Raw genomic sequence first — 16,066 nt, 5'->3', positions numbered from 1 at the left:
GACGCGCAGTGCCCGCGTCAGTACAGCTGACGACCGTTCAAATGATCTATGAAAATCCGGAACAAGGCGCCCTGGCTCGAGATTCCGAGCCGGCGATAGATGTTCTTGCGATGGATCCGGACCGTTCCCTCGGCAATGTTCATGACCTTGCCGATCGAAAGGTTGCTGTGTCCCCTGAGGATGAGGCGCACGATGTTGCGCTGCTGCTTCGTCAGCCGGTCTGAACAAAGGCTCTCGAATGCAGCTTCCATCGCGTCGTCGCCTTCCTCTGATGGCGGCGGCGCAAAGGCTTGGCCCTGCTGGCGCCAGTTCGAACGAACCGCCTCGCGCACGATCGGCTCATAGACCCGCAGACGCTCGAGTTCGGCCTCGCTGAAAGGCTCGCCGCCGCGGCCGCGCATCAGCGAATAGGTCGCCTGCAGGCCACCGTCGAGCGGAATGACGAAGCCGACTTCCTCCACCAGAACACCCGATTCCATCGACACGCAGGGATGCACCTCGGCGGACGACGAAAAATCGGACTGGAAGAACCGGTCCGGCGCCAGCTCGCGCATCCGCCAGAGGCCGGCCGGCTGGCCGGCGCAACAGGCGACGTAGAAGGGATCGAGCAGATAGGCGCCACCGAGATAGGCGGAAAGCGCGCTCGCCGATACTTTCGCCGTATAGCCGTCGTGCAACACGATCGGCCTTGCATCATAGGGATAGGCAAAGGCGACGGAGAGATCGAAGCTGGCGACCGATCGCAGCATCCGGTCGAGCGCCTGGCCGAAATCCTGCGTGCCGATCAGACCGATCATCGCCGATATATCGGCGGACTCCCTTGCCAGCATTCCGGTTTCATCCCCCAATCCTCGTATCCCGCATGGGATATCGACAGGTCCTGCTTCGTCAACAATAATTCCCGTCAGGAGAGAGCAACAGGTCGTCGTAGAACGGGTCGCCATTGGCGATTGCCGCGAGCGACGCCGATGAGGAGGGCGCAATGGCAGGCAGGCTTTCAGGCAAGGTGGCACTGATCAGCGGCGGCGCGGGCGGTTGCGGCCTGGCGGCATCGGAGCTTTTCGCGCGCGAAGGCGCCAAGGTCGGCATCGTCGACCTGCCGCGCAGCAAGGGCGAAGAGGTCGCGGCGTCGATCCGCGCCAAGGGCGGCGAGGCGATCTTCGCGCCCGCCGATGTCTCGGTATCCGCGGAGGTGACATCGGCCGTCAAGGCGGTCGAGGCGGCGTTCGGCGCCATCACCGTGCTCTTCAACCACGCCGGCATCCTTGCCGTCGGCCCCTTCCTCGAGGTCGAGGAGGACGAATGGGACCGTCTGATGGCGGTCAACGTGCGCAGCATGTTCCTGATGACCAAGGCGGTTCTACCCGGCATGCTTTCCGCCGGCGGCGGCAGCATCGTCTGCACCTCGTCGATCTCGGCCGTGGCGGCAACGCCGATGGAGGTGCTCTACGACACGACCAAGGGCGCCTGCCACATGTTCGCCCGCGCCATCGCCGTCGAGTTCCGTGACCGCGGCATCCGCTGCAACGCCGTCTGCCCGGGCTTCATCGCCACCGATCATGGCAAGCGCGAGTTGGTCGGCCTCAGCAAATACGGGGTCGACGTTTCCGAGGCCGCCATCGCCGCGCAGCAGGGCCGCATGTGCGACCCGAAAGAGGTGGCAAACGCGGCGCTGTTCCTGGCGAGCGACGAGGCGAGCTTCATCAACGGCACGCATCTGTTCGTCGACAATTGCTTCACCGCGGTTTGAGGGAGGGGAAAATGCTTCAGGCAGGTGGCCACTGGCGCAACTGGGTCGGAAACCAATCATGCATCGTGCGCCATCGCGGCGCGCCGGAGAGCGAGGCGGCACTGGCAGAAATGGTGCGCGAGGCGACCGCGCAAGGGCTGAACGTGCGCTGCGCCGGCTCCGGCCATTCCTTCACGCCGGTGGCGCTCACCAGCGGGCTGCTGCTGACGCTCTCCAGCATGCAGGGCGTCGTCGGCATCGACTACGCGCGCAAGCGGGTGGCGGTGAAGGCGGGCACCACGATCAATCAGCTCGGCAAGGTGCTGAAATCCAGCGGCCTGTCGCTGATCAATCAGGGGGACATCGACAGCCAGGCGCTGGCCGGCGCGCTGACGACCGGCACGCACGGGACCGGCGCGAGGCTCGGCAACATGGCTTCGCAAATCGTCGGCATGCGCCTGGTGCAACCGGATGGCAGCATTCTCGTCGTCGACGAGACCACACCGGACCTGCTCGAAGCGGCGCGGGTGTCGGTCGGCATGCTCGGCGTGATCTCCGAGATCACGCTGCAGGCGATGGATAGCTACAACCTGCATGAAAAACTCTGGCGCTGCACCTTCGACGAGATGATCGAACAGCACGACGAACTGGCGGCCAAGCACCGCCATTTTGGCTTTTTCTGGTGTCCGGTACCGGAGAGCCGGCATTGCTATTGCCTGCCTGACACGGCGTCGGTCTCGACGACGGACAGAACATCCGACGTCTGCGAGATGAAGGTGATCGACATCACCGAGGAAGCACCGACGGAGCGCCGCTTCGAGAAGATCGCCTATTCCTCGGAGATCTACCCGATCGAGTACGTCCCGAATTTCCACGAGCTCGAATACGCGGTGCCCGTCGCCCACGGCAAGGAGGCGGTGAAGGCGGTGCGCAAGCTGATGCTGGAAAAGCACCCGACCTGCATCTACCCGATCGAGTACCGCTTCACCGCCGGCGATACCGGCTGGATCAGCCCCTTCTACGAGCAGGATTCGATCACGCTTTCGGTTTCCGGCGAGCCCGGCACCGACTATTGGGAATACCTGAAGGACGTCGATACGATCCTGCGTCAATACGGCTCCCGGCCGCACTGGGGCAAACTTCACTTCCTCGGCGCGGAAGACGTCACGGCGCTCTATCCCCGCGCCGGCGATTTCCGGGCGTTGAGGGCCAAGGTCGACCCGGAAGGCCGCTTCCTCAACGACCACCTGCGCCAGCTCTTCGGATAGCGATCGCGCGGGCGCCGCCGCTGTCCTGTCCTCCAAACGAAAACGCCGCGCGAAACTCGCGCGGCGTTTTCGAATTCTGACGGGCTGGATCAGACCGCCGGAGCGTCGCCGTTCTCGGCAGCCACGACCTTCGGGCCGCCCTTGGAAACGCCGACCATGGCCGGACGCAGCACACGGTCACCGATGGTGTAGCCGGCCTGAACGACCTGCAGCACCGTGTTGTTCGGCACATCCGCATTGGGGATCTCGAACATTGCCTGGTGGAAGTTCGGGTCGAACTTCTGGCCTTCCGGCTCCAGCTTCTTGACGCCGTGGCGTTCGAGCGCCGCAAGCATCGAGCGCTCGGTCATTTCCACGCCCTCGATCAGAGCGGTGAGGCCAGCCTCGCCTGCTTCCTTGGCCTCTGCCGGAATGGCATCGAGCGCCCGGCGCAGATTGTCCGAAACCGCGAGCATATCGCGGGCAAAACCGGCGACGGAATAGGACTTCGCATCCTTGACGTCGCGTTCGGTACGGCGGCGCAGGTTGTCCATCTCGGCGGCAAGCCGAAGGTATTTGTCGCGCAACTCGGCATTTTCCGCCTTGGCGAGCTCCAACGGGTCGGGCTCGGCAACCGGCGCGGCTTCAGCAGCTTCGGCAGCGTCCGGCGCGGCATCGCGTACCTCGTCGGTGGCCTCGGGTCCGTGCTTGTTCGTATCGTCGGTCATGACGTTCTCCGCAGTGTCGTCTCTATCGTCCTTCGCATTTCCACGCCGCAAGCGCGAGCCTGCGTTTCAGCAAAAATGCCCTGTGACTGGATTTGAAGCCGATATCGAGGTTTGGGGGCGAAAAATCAAGGGTTCAATCACGCGCGCGACCAAAAGCGCGCCTTCAGCGGGAGAGCCGCGACATAAGCTGCGCGGTATAGTCGACCATCGGCACGATGCGGGAATAGTTGAGCCGCGTCGGGCCGATGACGCCGACCGCGCCGACGATGCGGTCCTCGCCATCGCGATAGGGCGCGACGATCAGCGACGAACCGGAGAGCGAAAAGAGCTTGTTTTCCGAGCCGATGAAGATACGGACACCCGGGCCGCTCTCGGCAAGATCGAGCAGCTCGATCAGGCTGTCCTTCTTTTCAAGGTCGTCGAAGAGCATGCGAAGCCGATCGATATCCTCGGCTCCCTCCAACCCTTCCAGCAGGTTGGCCCGCCCGCGCACGATCAGCCGCGCCGGTTTCTCGTCACCTTCGCTGCCCGACCAGATGGCAAGACCGCGCTCGACGAGGTCCTGCGACAGTGCGTCGAGTTCGCCGCGCACCGTCTGCTTCACCTTTTCGAGCTGCGTGCGCACCTCGGCGATCGTCTGGCCGGCAAGGTGGGCGTTGAGGAAGTTTGCCGCTTCGGTGAGCTGCGAGCTGGTGACCCCGGCCGGCAGTTCGATGATGCGGTTTTCCACCTGGTCATGCTCGCCAACGAGAACCGCAAGCGCCTTGGTTGGCGCCAGGCGAATGAATTCGACATGCTTCAGGATGGGATCGGCCTTGGCGGTGATGACGAGGCCCGCCCCGCGCGACATGCCCGAAAGCATCTGGCTCGCCTCCGCTAGCAGGGATTCCACCGGCTGCAGGTGGTCATCACGACGGACATGGCGATCGATCGAAGCCCGATCCTCCGCCGAGAGATTGCCGACCTGCATGAAGGCGTCGACGAAGAACCTCAGACCCGTCTGGGTCGGCAGGCGACCGGCGCTGACATGCGGCGAATAGATGAGACCGAGGTCTTCGAGATCGCTCATCACGTTACGAACGGAAGCGGGAGAGAGCGACATCGGCAGAAGCCGCGACAGATTGCGCGAGCCGAGCGGCTCGCCGCTCGTCAGATAGGTTTCCACGATGCGGCGGAAAATCTCACCCGAGCGCTCGTCCAGCGCGGCGGCGATTTCCTTTGCTCCGGGATTGCGCAGTACCATATCACTCCACACTTGCAGGCACATCCTGCCGTGCCCGGAATATAGTGATCCCGCCGCCCGATGGCAAAAGGGAAAAAACGGCCCCACCCCCGGCCATCCACCGGTTCCCTTTAGCTCTGCCATGCTCTAGAAGGCTCACCAGATACGATAGGAGTTGACGATGCGGCCATCCGGCAGAAAAACCGACCAAATGCGCAAGGTTTCCTTCGAGCGCAATTTCTCCAAGCACGCAGAAGGCTCCTGTCTGGTGCGGTTCGGTGACACGCACGTGCTCTGCACGGCCAGCCTTGAAGAGAAGGTTCCGGCCTGGCTGCGCAACGGCGGCAAGGGTTGGGTTACCGCGGAATACGGCATGCTGCCGCGCGCCACCGGCGAGCGCATGAAGCGCGAGGCGGCAAACGGCAAGCAGAGCGGCCGCACCCAGGAAATCCAGCGCCTGATCGGCCGGTCGCTGCGCGCCGTTGTCGACCTGCCGGCGCTCGGCGAACGCCAGATCTCGATCGACTGCGACGTCATCCAGGCGGATGGCGGCACGCGCACGGCCTCGATCACCGGCGCCTGGGTGGCGTTGTACGACTGCCTGAAGTGGATGGAAGCGCGCAACATGGTCAAGGTCGAGAAGGTCTTGAAGGACCATGTCGCCGCCATCTCCTGCGGCATCTTCGCCAACCAGTCGGTGATCGACCTCGACTATCTCGAGGATTCCGCCGCCGAGACCGATGCCAACTTCGTCATGACCGGTTCCGGCGGCATCGTCGAGATCCAGGGCACGGCCGAAGGCAAACCCTTCAGCGAAGAAGAATTCGCGAGCCTGATGGGTCTCGCGAAGTCGGGCATCGCCGAACTGGTCGCGCTGCAGAAGCAGGCGATCGCAGGCTGACCGCAGGAGAAGAGATGGCCCCGGCACTGGAAGGCATACTCGAGACTGCGCTCTATGCGGCCGATCTCGATGCCGCCGAGGCCTTCTACGGCGGCGTGCTCGGCCTGACAAGGATCACCCGGGCGGGGAACCGCCATGTCTTCTTCCGCTGTGGCCAGGGCGTGCTGCTGATCTTCAATCCGGCCGAGACGGTGAAACCGCCGGCGCCGGACGCCGCGCTGCCGGTGCCGCCGCACGGCACGACCGGCCGGGGTCACATGTGCTTTCGCGTGGCCGCAGAGGCACTCGACGCCTGGAGGGCCAAACTCGAAGCATCCGGCGTCGCCATCGAAAGCGATCTTCGCTGGCCGAACGGGGCGCGGTCCTTCTATTTCCGCGATCCGGCCGGCAACAGCCTCGAATGTGCGGAACCGGGCCTGTGGTCCATCGAATGAACACGAAACGGGACACCATGCGCAAACTGGACAACAAGACGCTGATCGTCGCCAGCCACAATGCCGGCAAGATCCGCGAAATCCGCGACCTGATCGGCCCGCTCGGCTTCGAGGCGAAATCGGCTGCGGACCTCAACTTCATCGAGCCCGACGAAACCGGCACCACCTTCGAGGAGAACGCGACGATCAAGGCGCTCGCCTCGGCCAAGGCTTCCGGCCTGCCGGCGCTTTCGGACGATTCCGGTCTTGCGATCGACGCACTCGGCGGCGCACCCGGCGTCTATACTGCCAACTGGGCGGAGCGCGAGGACGGAAGCCGCGATTTCGCGATGGCGATGGAGAAGGTCGAAAAGGCGCTGCAGGAAAAAGGCGCCATCACGCCGGCCGAGCGCACCGCCCGCTTCGTCTCGGTGCTCTGCCTTGCCTGGCCGGATGGCCATGTGGAGCTCTTCCGCGGCGAGGTCGAAGGCCACGTCGTCTGGCCGCCGCGCGGCAGCCAGGGTTTTGGCTACGATCCGGTGTTCCAGCCGAAAGGTTACAAAACCACCTTCGGCGAGATGAGCGCCGACGAGAAGCACGGCTGGAAACCGGGCGACGCGGAGGCCCTGTCGCACCGCGCCCGCGCCTTCAAGATTTTTGCCGAGACCTGCCTCGGAGCCTGATTGGAGCGGGATGAGGAAAAGTGTGGGCGGCTTTCCGCCCACTCCCGCTCCCTGTGAAAGTGACCATGAGAGACGCAACGATGCAGACGGCCACGCTAACGGCGATCGGTGACGGCATGGACCCCGGTTTCGGAGTTTATGTACACTGGCCGTTCTGCGCGGCCAAATGCCCCTATTGCGACTTCAACAGCCATGTGCGTCACCAGCCGGTAGACCAGCCGCGTTTCGTTTCCGCCTTCCTGAAGGAAATGCAGGAAGCGCGTGAGCTTTCCGGTCCGCGCAGCATCACCAGTATCTTCATGGGCGGCGGCACGCCGTCGTTGATGGAGCCTTCGACGGTCGACGCGATCCTGCAGGGAATTGCTCGCCACTGGCATGTGCCCAACGGCATCGAAATCACCATGGAGGCCAACCCTTCGAGCGTCGAGGCGACGCGCTTCCACGGCTATCGCGCTGCCGGCGTCAATCGCGTCTCGCTCGGCGTCCAGGCGTTGAACGACCGCGACCTCAAGTTCCTGGGGCGGCTGCACAATGTCGAGGATGCGCTGAAGGCGATCCGGCTGGCCCGCGAGATCTTCCCACGCATGTCCTTCGACCTGATCTACGCCCGCCCCAACCAGACGGTCGAGGAGTGGGAGCGCGAACTGAAGGAGGCCGTCTCCTATGCGGTCGACCACCTGTCGCTCTACCAACTCACGATCGAAGAAGGCACGCCGTTCTACGGGCTGCACAAGGCCGGCAAGCTCATCGTTCCTGATGGCGAGCAATCGGCCGTGCTCTACGAGGCGACGCAGGACATCACGGCGTCGATCGGCATGCCGGCCTACGAGGTCTCAAACCACGCCCGACCGGGCGCGGAAAGCCGCCACAACCTCACCTACTGGCGCTATGGCGATTATGCCGGCATCGGCCCCGGCGCCCATGGCCGCCTCAGCGTCGGCCCCGGCAAGATCGCGACCGCCACCGAACGCAAGCCGGAGGAATGGCTGCGTCTTGTCGAGACCTACGGCCACGGCATGATCGAGCGCGAAGCGCTCGATCTCGAAGCGCAGTCCGACGAATTGCTGCTGATGGGCCTGCGCCTCAAAGAAGGCGTCGACCTCGCCCGCTGGCAGAGCCTTTCCGGGCGCGATCCGGACCCGGAGCGCGAACAGTTCCTGATCGACAACGGCTTCATCGAGCGGCTCGGCAACTCGCGCCTGCGCTGCACACCGGCCGGCATGCTGATCCTCGATGCGGTGGTTGCCGACCTCGCCTGTCCCTGAGCCGATAGGACGCAATTCCGGACGGAAAACCGCGTCACACTTCGCCTGGAACGGCTACAGGCGCTTTTCGCCGGCTCAATCGAACGTCTCGCCCGACAGCGGCGTCGCCCGCATGGACGGCCGCCGCTCGAACGCATTGAACCAGTCGGTCAGCCGCGGGCGGCTGCGGAACGACGGCAGGTTGCGAAATGCCATCCAGGAGAGCGTCGTGGCGAGCGCGATCTGCCCGATATCGACGTCTCCCCCGGGCGACAACACCTGCTCCAGCCAATCGTAAGTCGCCTCGATCTTCTCTTGGTACCCCTTGGCGAGTTCCGGATAACGCAGGTGCTCCGGGCGCCTCTCCCATTCCCAGCGCAAACCGATGCCGGTCTGGGCAAGGACCTGCGCCACCGACTGCATGCGCAGGGCCTGCCACCGCGGCTCGCCGCTTTCGGGGATCAGCTTGCGCCCGTCGTGCAGCGTGTCGAGATAGGCGCAGATGACATCGGAATCGAAGATCGGCTCCTGCCCTTCCCGCAGCAGCACCGGAACCTTGCCGAGCGGGTTTTCGGCGTAGACTGCGTCGTTGCGCCGCGTCGGGCTGGTCTCGTGGTGGATGACTTCCAGCCGGTCGGCAAGACCGATCTCGTGCGCGAAGACGAGCGCCTTGCGGGCGAACGGAGAATGGGTCTGATAATAGAGGATCATGTTTGCCTCGCGGGATCCGGCGTGAATTCCTGTTCCCGCGAAGAGATATTGCATTACCGCCGATAAAGGCGCTCTGTTTTACCGGTCTTACTGCAAGTTTGTATCGCGAAGCGCTACTTCATCGGATCGCCCTTCAGCCAGTTGAGCGCGATGCCTTTGGCGACGAGCCGGGCGACCTGGCCATCGTCGACATCGTCTATCGCGCGCAGACGGATATAGGCCATGTCGCCCTTGCCGCCGCCCTTTTCCAGACGGGAGTCGAGATCGAGCATATCGGCTCCGCGCCAGAAGCCGAAGGTCACGTGGTCCTTTGCCCCCTTGAACAGGCAGACGGGCCCACCGGCCTCATAGATGGGGTGGCCCCATTTGACGATATCGGTGAGCCCGCCTGCGGCAATGAGCGCCGCATGCAGGCGTTTCGCGACGTCTGCCGGAACGCCCGAAAGGCCGGCAATGTAGTCTTCGACAGTCTTGGTCATGGTCGTTTCTCACTCGTTCGGCTAGGGCGGCCGTCAGTTCCTGAACGGGATCAGGTTGCGTAGCCGCGGGTCTCTGAGCCACAAGCCGCCCCAGGCGATGACGCCGAGATAGAAGCCGAAGAGCAGATGGGTGAAGAGCGGGCTACCCGCCCGCAAATGCGTCGCCATGGCGCCACCGAGGTAGCCGGTGAGCAGAATGGCACCGAGGATCGAAGTCCGCGGGATCACATAGAGCAGCGTGCAGAGAAGCGTCAGCACACCGAGCAGTCGCGCCAGGTCCGAATCCGCGGGATAGCCGAGGGCAACCATGGTTTCGGTGACGACCTCAAGCGGCACGAGCTTGATTGCCGCATCGAAAACCAGGAACGCGACGAGCACGCCACTCAGAACGCGGCCGAGGATGACGGACCTTGCCGTCGGAACAGGCATGACAAGACTGGTGTTCATTGGTGTCTCTCCTTGGATCTCGTTTCGGTCCAAGGACGAAGCTGCGCGACCGATCCCGACAGAGCCACCGAACTTTTATCTCTTTTCGGCGTGGCCGATTTCGATGCCCGGCTCCTCGCCGAGCTTGTCGAGTTGCATGCGGATATAGGCGCACTCGGCGGCATTGGTCGCGAGCGCGATGGCATGATCGAATGCGACGCGCGCCTCGCGAACCTTGCCGAGTTGCTTCAGGAGGTGTCCGCTGAGGCCGTGGAAATAGAAGTAACCGGACAGTTTGTCGGCCAGCGGCTCGATCATGGCGAGCGCTGCTTGCGGACCGTCGCGCTTCGATACCGCCACGGCGCGGTTGAGGGTGATCACCGGCGAGGGCTGCAGCCTTTCGAGCGCCTGGTACAGCAGATCGATCTGCGCCCAGTCGGTATCCTCGGGGCGCTCGGCCCGCGCGTGCAGGGCAGCGATCGCCGCCTGGATCTGATAGGCGCCGGGCTGGCGATGGCGCATCGCCCTGTCGATCAGCGCCAGCGCTTCGTTGATCAGCGGCCGGTTCCACAATCCGCGATCCTGATCTTCGAGCAGGATGACTGCCCCATCGGCATCGAAGCGCGCGCGCGCACGGGAATGCTGGATCATCATCAACGCCGTCAGCCCCATGATCTCCGGTTCCGCGGGAAAGAGCTGCAGCAGCAGGCGCCCAAGGCGGATCGCCTCCTCGCAGAGATCGGCCGAGACGCTTTCCGGGCCGTTCATCGCCGAATAGCCTTCGTTGAAGACGAGATAGATCATCGTTGCGACGGCGGCGAGCCGGTCGGCACGATCGGCTGCATCAGGCGTCTCGAAGGCAAGACCAGCGGCCGCGACGCGGGACTTGGCGCGGGTGATACGCTGCTCCATCGCCGCTTCGCTGACGAGAAAGGCGCGGGCGATCTGCTTGACGGAAAGGCCCGAGACGATGCGCAGCGCCAGAGCGATCTGCTGCGTGGCGGGGAGTGCGGGATTGCTGCAGACGAACAGCAGCCGAAGAATATCGTCGCGATACTGCGACCCATCCAGCCGGTCAGCGAGACCGCTTTCCTGATCCTCGAGATCGGAGAGCATTTCTTCGGGCGGCAGCGCCGTCTCGCGTGACTGGCGCCGGACCTTGTCGATGCCGCTGTTGCGGCCGACGAAGATCAACCACGCCGCAGGATCGCGCGGCGGCCCGCTCTTCGGCCATGTCTTCAAAGCCCGGATGCAGGCCTCCTGAAACGCTTCCTCGGCCGTATCCAGATTGCGGAAATAGCGCAGCAATGCGCCCACAGCCTGCGGCCGGGCTGAAACGAGTGCGAGGTCTATCCAGGCGGTGTCTGTCATGAAGCAAGCTCACTGGGTTTGTAGAGGGCAAGAGGTCGGATTTCGTAGGAGCCGGCGGCCGGGTTGGCAGAACTCAAATCACGAGCGAACTCGAGCGCTTCGTCGAGAGATGCGCAATCGACGACATAGAAGCCGAGTAGCTGTTCCTTCGTCTCGGCAAACGGGCCATCGGTGACGATCGTCTCGCTATGGCTGTGCCGAAGCGTCATTGCCGCCGTTGTCGGCTGCAGGCGCGCCACCGGTCCAAGTCTGCCAGCATCGGCATATTTGCTTTGGACGGCTGCGAGATCACGCATGACCTTTTCGTCCTGCTCTTTGCTCCAGGCACTCGTGACATCTTCTTGGTTATAGCAAAACACGGCGTAAAGCATGGAACTCACCTGCTCCTCGGTTCAAAGACGATGGCATCGACAGATAGCCGACAACTCCGGTGAAAAAAACAGGGCCGGTAGTGCTTTCGCCTACCGGCCCGCAAGACGTGTGAGCGTGAACGTTCAGGCGTTCTCGCGGCATTCCAAGTTGGGCTCGACAGCCGGCCGACGCAAGAGGCGGAGAAGGCGCCCATCGATCGCCGCAAGGCCCACCGCAATCAGCGCCATGCCCAAGAAATGCTTGGGCTCCAGCGTCTCGCCCAGGAACATTGCGCCGAGCAGGATGGCGCTGACAGGGATCAGGAAGGTGACAAGCATCAGGTTGGTGACTCCGGCCGTCTCCAGGATACGGAAGAACAGGACGTAGGCGAGCGCGGTCGAGACCAGGGCGATACCGACGATCGCTGCCCATACGTCGAGGCCGGGCATGGCGAGCGTCCAGGGATGATCGACGAGGAGCGACAGCGGCACCAGCATCACGCTGGCTGCCGAGACCTGGCCGGTCGCGGTAACCAGGGGTGCAACGCCCATGCGCTTGAAGCGGCGGGCAAATACGCCGGCCAGCGAATAGGAGAGCGCCGCGCCGAGAACGGCGAACTGGGCAAGGAGGTTCGAGCCGAGCCCGCCGAGTGCCGCCGGACCGATCATCATGGCAACACCAAGGAATCCGACGACCACCCCGGCGAAGCGATTGACGGTCAGCTTCTCGTCGTCGGTCAGGAGATGGGCCACGAGCACGCCGAAGAGCGGCGTGGTGGCATTGAGGATCGAGGCGAGGCCGCTGGCGATATGCGTCTGACCCCAGACGATCAGCGAGAAGGGAATGAGATTGTTGAGCAGCCCCATGCCGAAGAACGCCAGCCACACGCGCGGATCCCGCGGCATCGACAATCCCGCGAAGCGCACGAAAACGAGCAGCGCGACCGCCGCGAGACTGACCCTCAGCGCCACGATCGTAAAAGGCGGCAGCACTTTGACGGCGATGCCGATGAAAAAGAAGGAACCGCCCCATAGGATGGACAACAGGATCAACATGCCCCATTCCCGGGCGCCCATGACCTTGGCGTGAGTTTCTTGCACCACGACCGTAACCCTCTTTTGTTTGCCTGACTAAATCATAGCGGCTTCGATTGCCTTGACATTGCTGCATTATTCTCAGGATATTAGGTATGGAACAAACGATCATTTCTCGACGCATGATTGAGTTTGATTAAACCATGGCGACATCCCTGCCCTCACTCGCGTCGCTTCGCGCCTTCGAGGCAACGGCGCGACACGCCAGCGTCACCAAGGCGGCGCGCGAACTCAATGTCACGCCCGGGGCCGTCAGCCTGCAGGTGCGGGAGTTGGAGCAGACACTCGGCGTGACGCTCTTCGAGCGGCGGCCGAGGCAACTGGTTCTGACGGAAGACGGCAGCATCTATTTTTCGACGCTCCGGCGGGCATTCCGCATGATGCGGGAGGCGACCGAGGAACTGACCGCACGCAAACGTGCCCCGGTGCTGACGGTGAGTTGCACGCCGACCTTCGCCGCCCAATGGCTGGTGCCGCGCATCGGCGCTTTCGAACAGCAGGTGCCTGGAATCGATGTCCGCATCAGCACCACGAACCGTTTGACGGATTTCGAGAATGACGGCGTCGACGTCGCCGTCCGGCACGGGCTCGGTCGCTATGACGGTCTCGTCAGCGAACGCCTGATCGACGACGACCCGGTGCCAGTCATCCACCCGGCGCTCAGGGCCAAGCAGCCGCTCGACACGCCCAGCGACCTCGCCCGCCACGCGCTGCTGCACGACGTGCACCGCCAGGACTGGCGGCTGTGGCTGGAGGCGGCGGGGGTCGAAGGAGTGGACCCCGGGCGCGGGCCGGTCTTCGTCAACAGCAACGGCGCGATCGAGGCGGCGAAAGCCGGAGACGGCGTCGCGCTGGTGCGGTTGTCCCTGGTGGCGCGCGAGCTTGCGGAAGACCTGCTCGTCGCCCCCTTCCCCGAGGGCGTGATGACCGGCCTTGCCTATCACCTCGTCTACCCGCCGGCCGCCCTCGACCGACCGCCGGTCGTCGCCTTCCGCGCCTGGATCGTCGCGGAAGCGCGAGCACGGCAGATCATCGAGGACCAACGATCAGATCGCCGCAGCGACCGACGTTGAAGGCGGCGCGCTAAAGCTTTTCGCACGCGAGTGCGCAGCGGCCTTGCGACAGCGACAGCCGAAACATCAAGAACTTAAAGCGCAAGCGGCGGATCGGAGAGATCGCGACACTCTTTGAGAGCCGCTCCAAGCCCAAGAAAAGCGTGAAGCAGTCTCCGTCCGCAATTGCGCCGACTTCATCGTTTCGATGGAACAAGGAAGTGATGCCAACGAAAAAGGCCCGGCAAGCCGGGCCAATTTCCTGGAACAGTCCCGCGACTATTCGTTGATCAGCCGCTTCAGAAGCTCGATCTCGTGGCTGAGCTTGGTATCGCCGGCGATCAACTCTTCGATCTTGCGCACGGCATGCAGCACCGTCGTGTGGTCGCGTCCACCGAAGCGACGGCCGATCTCCGGGAAGGAGCGCGGGGTCAGCGTCTTCGACAGATACATGGCGATCTGGCGCGGCTTGACGATGACGCGGGTGCGGCGGTTGGAGACGAGCTCCTGGCGCGAGACGTTGTAGTGCTTGGCGACGACGCGCTGAATGTCTTCGATCCGCACGCGGCGCGGCTCGCCGGCATTGACGAGATGGCCGAGCAGCTCATCGACGCGCTCGATCGAAAGCTGCGGCTCGAAGGAGCGGCGGAACAGGAGCTGGTTGAACGCGCCTTCCAGTTCGCGACCGCTCGCCGTCACGTTACGGGCGACATGGCTCAGGATATCGCCGGGAATGTCGAGCGATCCGTCTTCCTGGCGGGCGACTTCCAGCCGCCGCTTCAGCATTTCGAGGCGCATGTCGTAGTCCGGGCCGTCCATCTCGATGGCAACACCACCCTGGAGACGCGAACGAACGCGGCTGTCGAGCGACTCCAGCTCCCACGGCGCGCGGTCGGCGGCGACGACGACCTGCTTGGCGGAATCGAGCAGCATGTTCAGGAGATGGCAGAACTCGTGCTGGATCGACTTACCCTGCAGGAACTGCATGTCGTCGATGATCAGGAGATCGATGTTGCGCAGCGACTCCTTGAGCGACAGCGCATCGTTGTCGCGAATGGCGGTGGCGAAACGCCACATGAAATATTCGGCCGTCAGATAGACGACGCGCGGTGCACGCGCGCTCTGCAGCGCCTGGATGGCGATCGCCTGCAGGAGGTGCGTCTTGCCGAGACCGACGCTCGAATGGATGAAGAGCGGATTGAACCGCACCGCACCGGCGCCGGCTTCCGCGATCGTCCGGGCGGCGGCAAGCGCCACGCGGTTCGAGGAACCCTCGACGAAGTTCTCGAAGTTATAGCGCTGGTCGAGCGGCGAGCCGAAAAGCGGCGCCTGGGCCGGCCTCTGAACGCTCGCGACCGCGGCTGCGGCAACGGTCGCAACCGGCTGCGCTGCTGCCGGACGGCGTGCGGGTGCGGCCGGAGCCGCTTCGGCTGCCTGCGGCAGCGCTTCTTCCTGTGTCGTCGGCCGGGCGCCACGGGTCGCGGTGCGCACCAGGATCTCGACCTTCAGAATCTCGCCGTCTTCCTGCTGGAAGATAGAGGTGATGAGATCGAGATAACGATTGTTGATCCAGGACTTCAGGAACGTGGTCGGCACCGAGAGACGCACGACGCTCTTGGATACGGAATGGAGCTTCAGACGCCCAAACCAGCTTGCGAAGACATCCGGACCGACTTGAGCTTTGAGACGCGCACTTACCCGCTCGAACAGTGCGTCGTGCCTCATGTCGAATTTTTCCCCCGCCGCCTGAGATAGATTGCTTCCGGCTTGGAATGCGTCTCCTTCTTTCTGAAGTGCGCCCGCCGTCACCAAATTCATCTGCATTTTGCCGCCTTCCAATTCATGTTCAGATGCCGTCATCGCTGCCGGCGTCATCTCTTATGTCCGTCGCCCGCGGCGCCTCGGAAGGCCATGCCGCATTCGCCGAACGTCACAGTCGCAGTCGACGCCGGGCTCCTCATCTCCCGCCTCGCTGCGCGCTACGCGCATCCACCCGCCTTGTGGCCGGAGGATGTCCCCTCGCGCCTCTTGTCAACAATCCTCCGGTGCGCTTCCCGCACCGCCTCGGATCCTCCTCCTCGTCAACAGCTCTTCGCACCCTCGTACGAAGCGTCGAGCCGCGCGTTGGACTTTGCCGTGCGCCGAGTGCCGCTTGCACCCGCCGTCGACATATGAGCACTCCATCACAACCATAGGTCGAAAGCTTCTCATCCGGAGTGGAACGAACCATCCGGTTTTTCACCTTCGACTTGTCTGATTGAACGACGCGGAGCCGCCCTGATACAAAGGACAGAAACATCGAAACCATTTCTTCGAAATGGCGTCTTCTGCTTCCTTTACAGATGTGGTCCGTGTCCCCTGTGGAGGGCATTTAGGCAGGATCGATGGGCAAGATCAATCGCGATTTTTAAGCAA

17 protein-coding genes are annotated in these 16,066 nt (G+C 63.6%); 7 read left to right on the top strand and 10 right to left on the bottom strand.

Annotated elements, in window-relative coordinates; all coding sequences use genetic code 11:
• Positions 1 to 17: 17 nt before the first annotated feature.
• Positions 18 to 830 carry a helix-turn-helix transcriptional regulator gene (locus AC1Z3V_RS19065; protein WP_429810988.1) on the bottom strand — a complete coding sequence of 271 codons (813 nt, stop codon included), beginning with the start codon at positions 828 to 830 and terminating at the stop codon, positions 18 to 20.
• Positions 831 to 982: 152 nt separating this feature from the next.
• Here AC1Z3V_RS19065 and AC1Z3V_RS19060 point away from each other — a divergent pair, with 152 nt between their 5' ends.
• Entirely contained in the window at positions 983 to 1,750 is a 768-nt protein-coding gene (locus tag AC1Z3V_RS19060) for an SDR family NAD(P)-dependent oxidoreductase (protein ID WP_483501083.1), read from the top strand.
• Positions 1,751 to 1,761: 11 nt separating this feature from the next.
• The gene (locus AC1Z3V_RS19055; protein WP_429810985.1) at positions 1,762 to 2,997 is read left to right on the top strand and encodes a D-arabinono-1,4-lactone oxidase; all 1,236 of its coding nucleotides are present in this window, start codon (positions 1,762 to 1,764) and stop codon (positions 2,995 to 2,997) included.
• 89 nt (positions 2,998 to 3,086) lie between these two features.
• On the opposite strand, the gene grpE is transcribed toward AC1Z3V_RS19055, so the two are convergent.
• On the bottom strand, positions 3,087 to 3,704 hold the full coding sequence (gene grpE / locus AC1Z3V_RS19050; protein WP_483501081.1) for a nucleotide exchange factor GrpE: 618 nt from the start codon (positions 3,702 to 3,704) through the stop codon (positions 3,087 to 3,089).
• Between the two features lie 163 nt (positions 3,705 to 3,867).
• The gene (gene hrcA, locus AC1Z3V_RS19045) at positions 3,868 to 4,947 is read right to left on the bottom strand and encodes a heat-inducible transcriptional repressor HrcA (protein WP_483501079.1); all 1,080 of its coding nucleotides are present in this window, start codon (positions 4,945 to 4,947) and stop codon (positions 3,868 to 3,870) included.
• Positions 4,948 to 5,107: 160 nt separating this feature from the next.
• Here hrcA and rph point away from each other — a divergent pair, with 160 nt between their 5' ends.
• The 4 genes from rph to hemW all read left to right on the top strand — a co-directional run bounded on the left by rph (position 5,108) and on the right by hemW (position 8,188).
• On the top strand, positions 5,108 to 5,827 hold the full coding sequence (gene rph / locus AC1Z3V_RS19040) for a ribonuclease PH (protein WP_113132032.1): 720 nt from the start codon (positions 5,108 to 5,110) through the stop codon (positions 5,825 to 5,827).
• A 14-nt stretch (positions 5,828 to 5,841) separates the two neighbouring features.
• Positions 5,842 to 6,261 carry a VOC family protein gene (locus AC1Z3V_RS19035; protein WP_429810979.1) on the top strand — a complete coding sequence of 140 codons (420 nt, stop codon included), beginning with the start codon at positions 5,842 to 5,844 and terminating at the stop codon, positions 6,259 to 6,261.
• Between the two features lie 17 nt (positions 6,262 to 6,278).
• The gene (gene rdgB, locus AC1Z3V_RS19030) at positions 6,279 to 6,923 is read left to right on the top strand and encodes an RdgB/HAM1 family non-canonical purine NTP pyrophosphatase (RefSeq protein WP_483504116.1); all 645 of its coding nucleotides are present in this window, start codon (positions 6,279 to 6,281) and stop codon (positions 6,921 to 6,923) included.
• 80 nt (positions 6,924 to 7,003) lie between these two features.
• Entirely contained in the window at positions 7,004 to 8,188 is a 1,185-nt protein-coding gene (gene hemW, locus AC1Z3V_RS19025; RefSeq protein WP_483504115.1) for a radical SAM family heme chaperone HemW, read from the top strand.
• 75 nt (positions 8,189 to 8,263) lie between these two features.
• Here hemW and AC1Z3V_RS19020 read toward each other — a convergent pair whose 3' ends face one another.
• The 6 genes from AC1Z3V_RS19020 to AC1Z3V_RS18995 form a co-directional block, all read right to left on the bottom strand.
• Positions 8,264 to 8,878, bottom strand: coding sequence for a glutathione S-transferase family protein (locus AC1Z3V_RS19020; protein WP_483501077.1), 615 nt, complete (start codon positions 8,876 to 8,878; stop codon positions 8,264 to 8,266).
• A gap of 113 nt (positions 8,879 to 8,991) precedes the next feature.
• The gene (locus AC1Z3V_RS19015) at positions 8,992 to 9,357 is read right to left on the bottom strand and encodes a DUF1801 domain-containing protein (protein ID WP_483501075.1); all 366 of its coding nucleotides are present in this window, start codon (positions 9,355 to 9,357) and stop codon (positions 8,992 to 8,994) included.
• Between the two features lie 33 nt (positions 9,358 to 9,390).
• The gene (locus tag AC1Z3V_RS19010; RefSeq protein ID WP_483501073.1) at positions 9,391 to 9,804 is read right to left on the bottom strand and encodes a DoxX family protein; all 414 of its coding nucleotides are present in this window, start codon (positions 9,802 to 9,804) and stop codon (positions 9,391 to 9,393) included.
• 75 nt (positions 9,805 to 9,879) lie between these two features.
• Positions 9,880 to 11,154, bottom strand: coding sequence for an RNA polymerase sigma factor (locus AC1Z3V_RS19005; RefSeq protein WP_483501071.1), 1,275 nt, complete (start codon positions 11,152 to 11,154; stop codon positions 9,880 to 9,882).
• Positions 11,151 to 11,525: a YciI family protein gene (locus AC1Z3V_RS19000; protein ID WP_483501069.1), complete on the bottom strand. Its 375-nt coding sequence runs from the start codon at positions 11,523 to 11,525 to the stop codon at positions 11,151 to 11,153. Before AC1Z3V_RS19000 ends, AC1Z3V_RS19005 begins: the two co-directional genes overlap by 4 nt.
• 123 nt (positions 11,526 to 11,648) lie before the next feature.
• Complete coding sequence (locus tag AC1Z3V_RS18995) at positions 11,649 to 12,581, bottom strand: DMT family transporter (RefSeq protein ID WP_483504114.1); 933 nt, start codon at positions 12,579 to 12,581, stop codon at positions 11,649 to 11,651.
• 161 nt (positions 12,582 to 12,742) lie between these two features.
• On the opposite strand from AC1Z3V_RS18995, the gene gcvA reads away from it, so the two are divergent.
• Positions 12,743 to 13,672: a transcriptional regulator GcvA gene (gene gcvA / locus AC1Z3V_RS18990; RefSeq protein ID WP_483501067.1), complete on the top strand. Its 930-nt coding sequence runs from the start codon at positions 12,743 to 12,745 to the stop codon at positions 13,670 to 13,672.
• A 258-nt stretch (positions 13,673 to 13,930) separates the two neighbouring features.
• Here gcvA and dnaA read toward each other — a convergent pair whose 3' ends face one another.
• On the bottom strand, positions 13,931 to 15,376 hold the full coding sequence (gene dnaA, locus AC1Z3V_RS18985) for a chromosomal replication initiator protein DnaA (protein ID WP_483501065.1): 1,446 nt from the start codon (positions 15,374 to 15,376) through the stop codon (positions 13,931 to 13,933).
• Between the last annotated feature and the right edge of the window lie 690 nt (positions 15,377 to 16,066).

The sequence above is a fragment of the Ensifer sp. 38_S197 genome (assembly GCF_056924495.1).
This window is presented reverse-complemented; position numbering and strand designations above follow the sequence as displayed.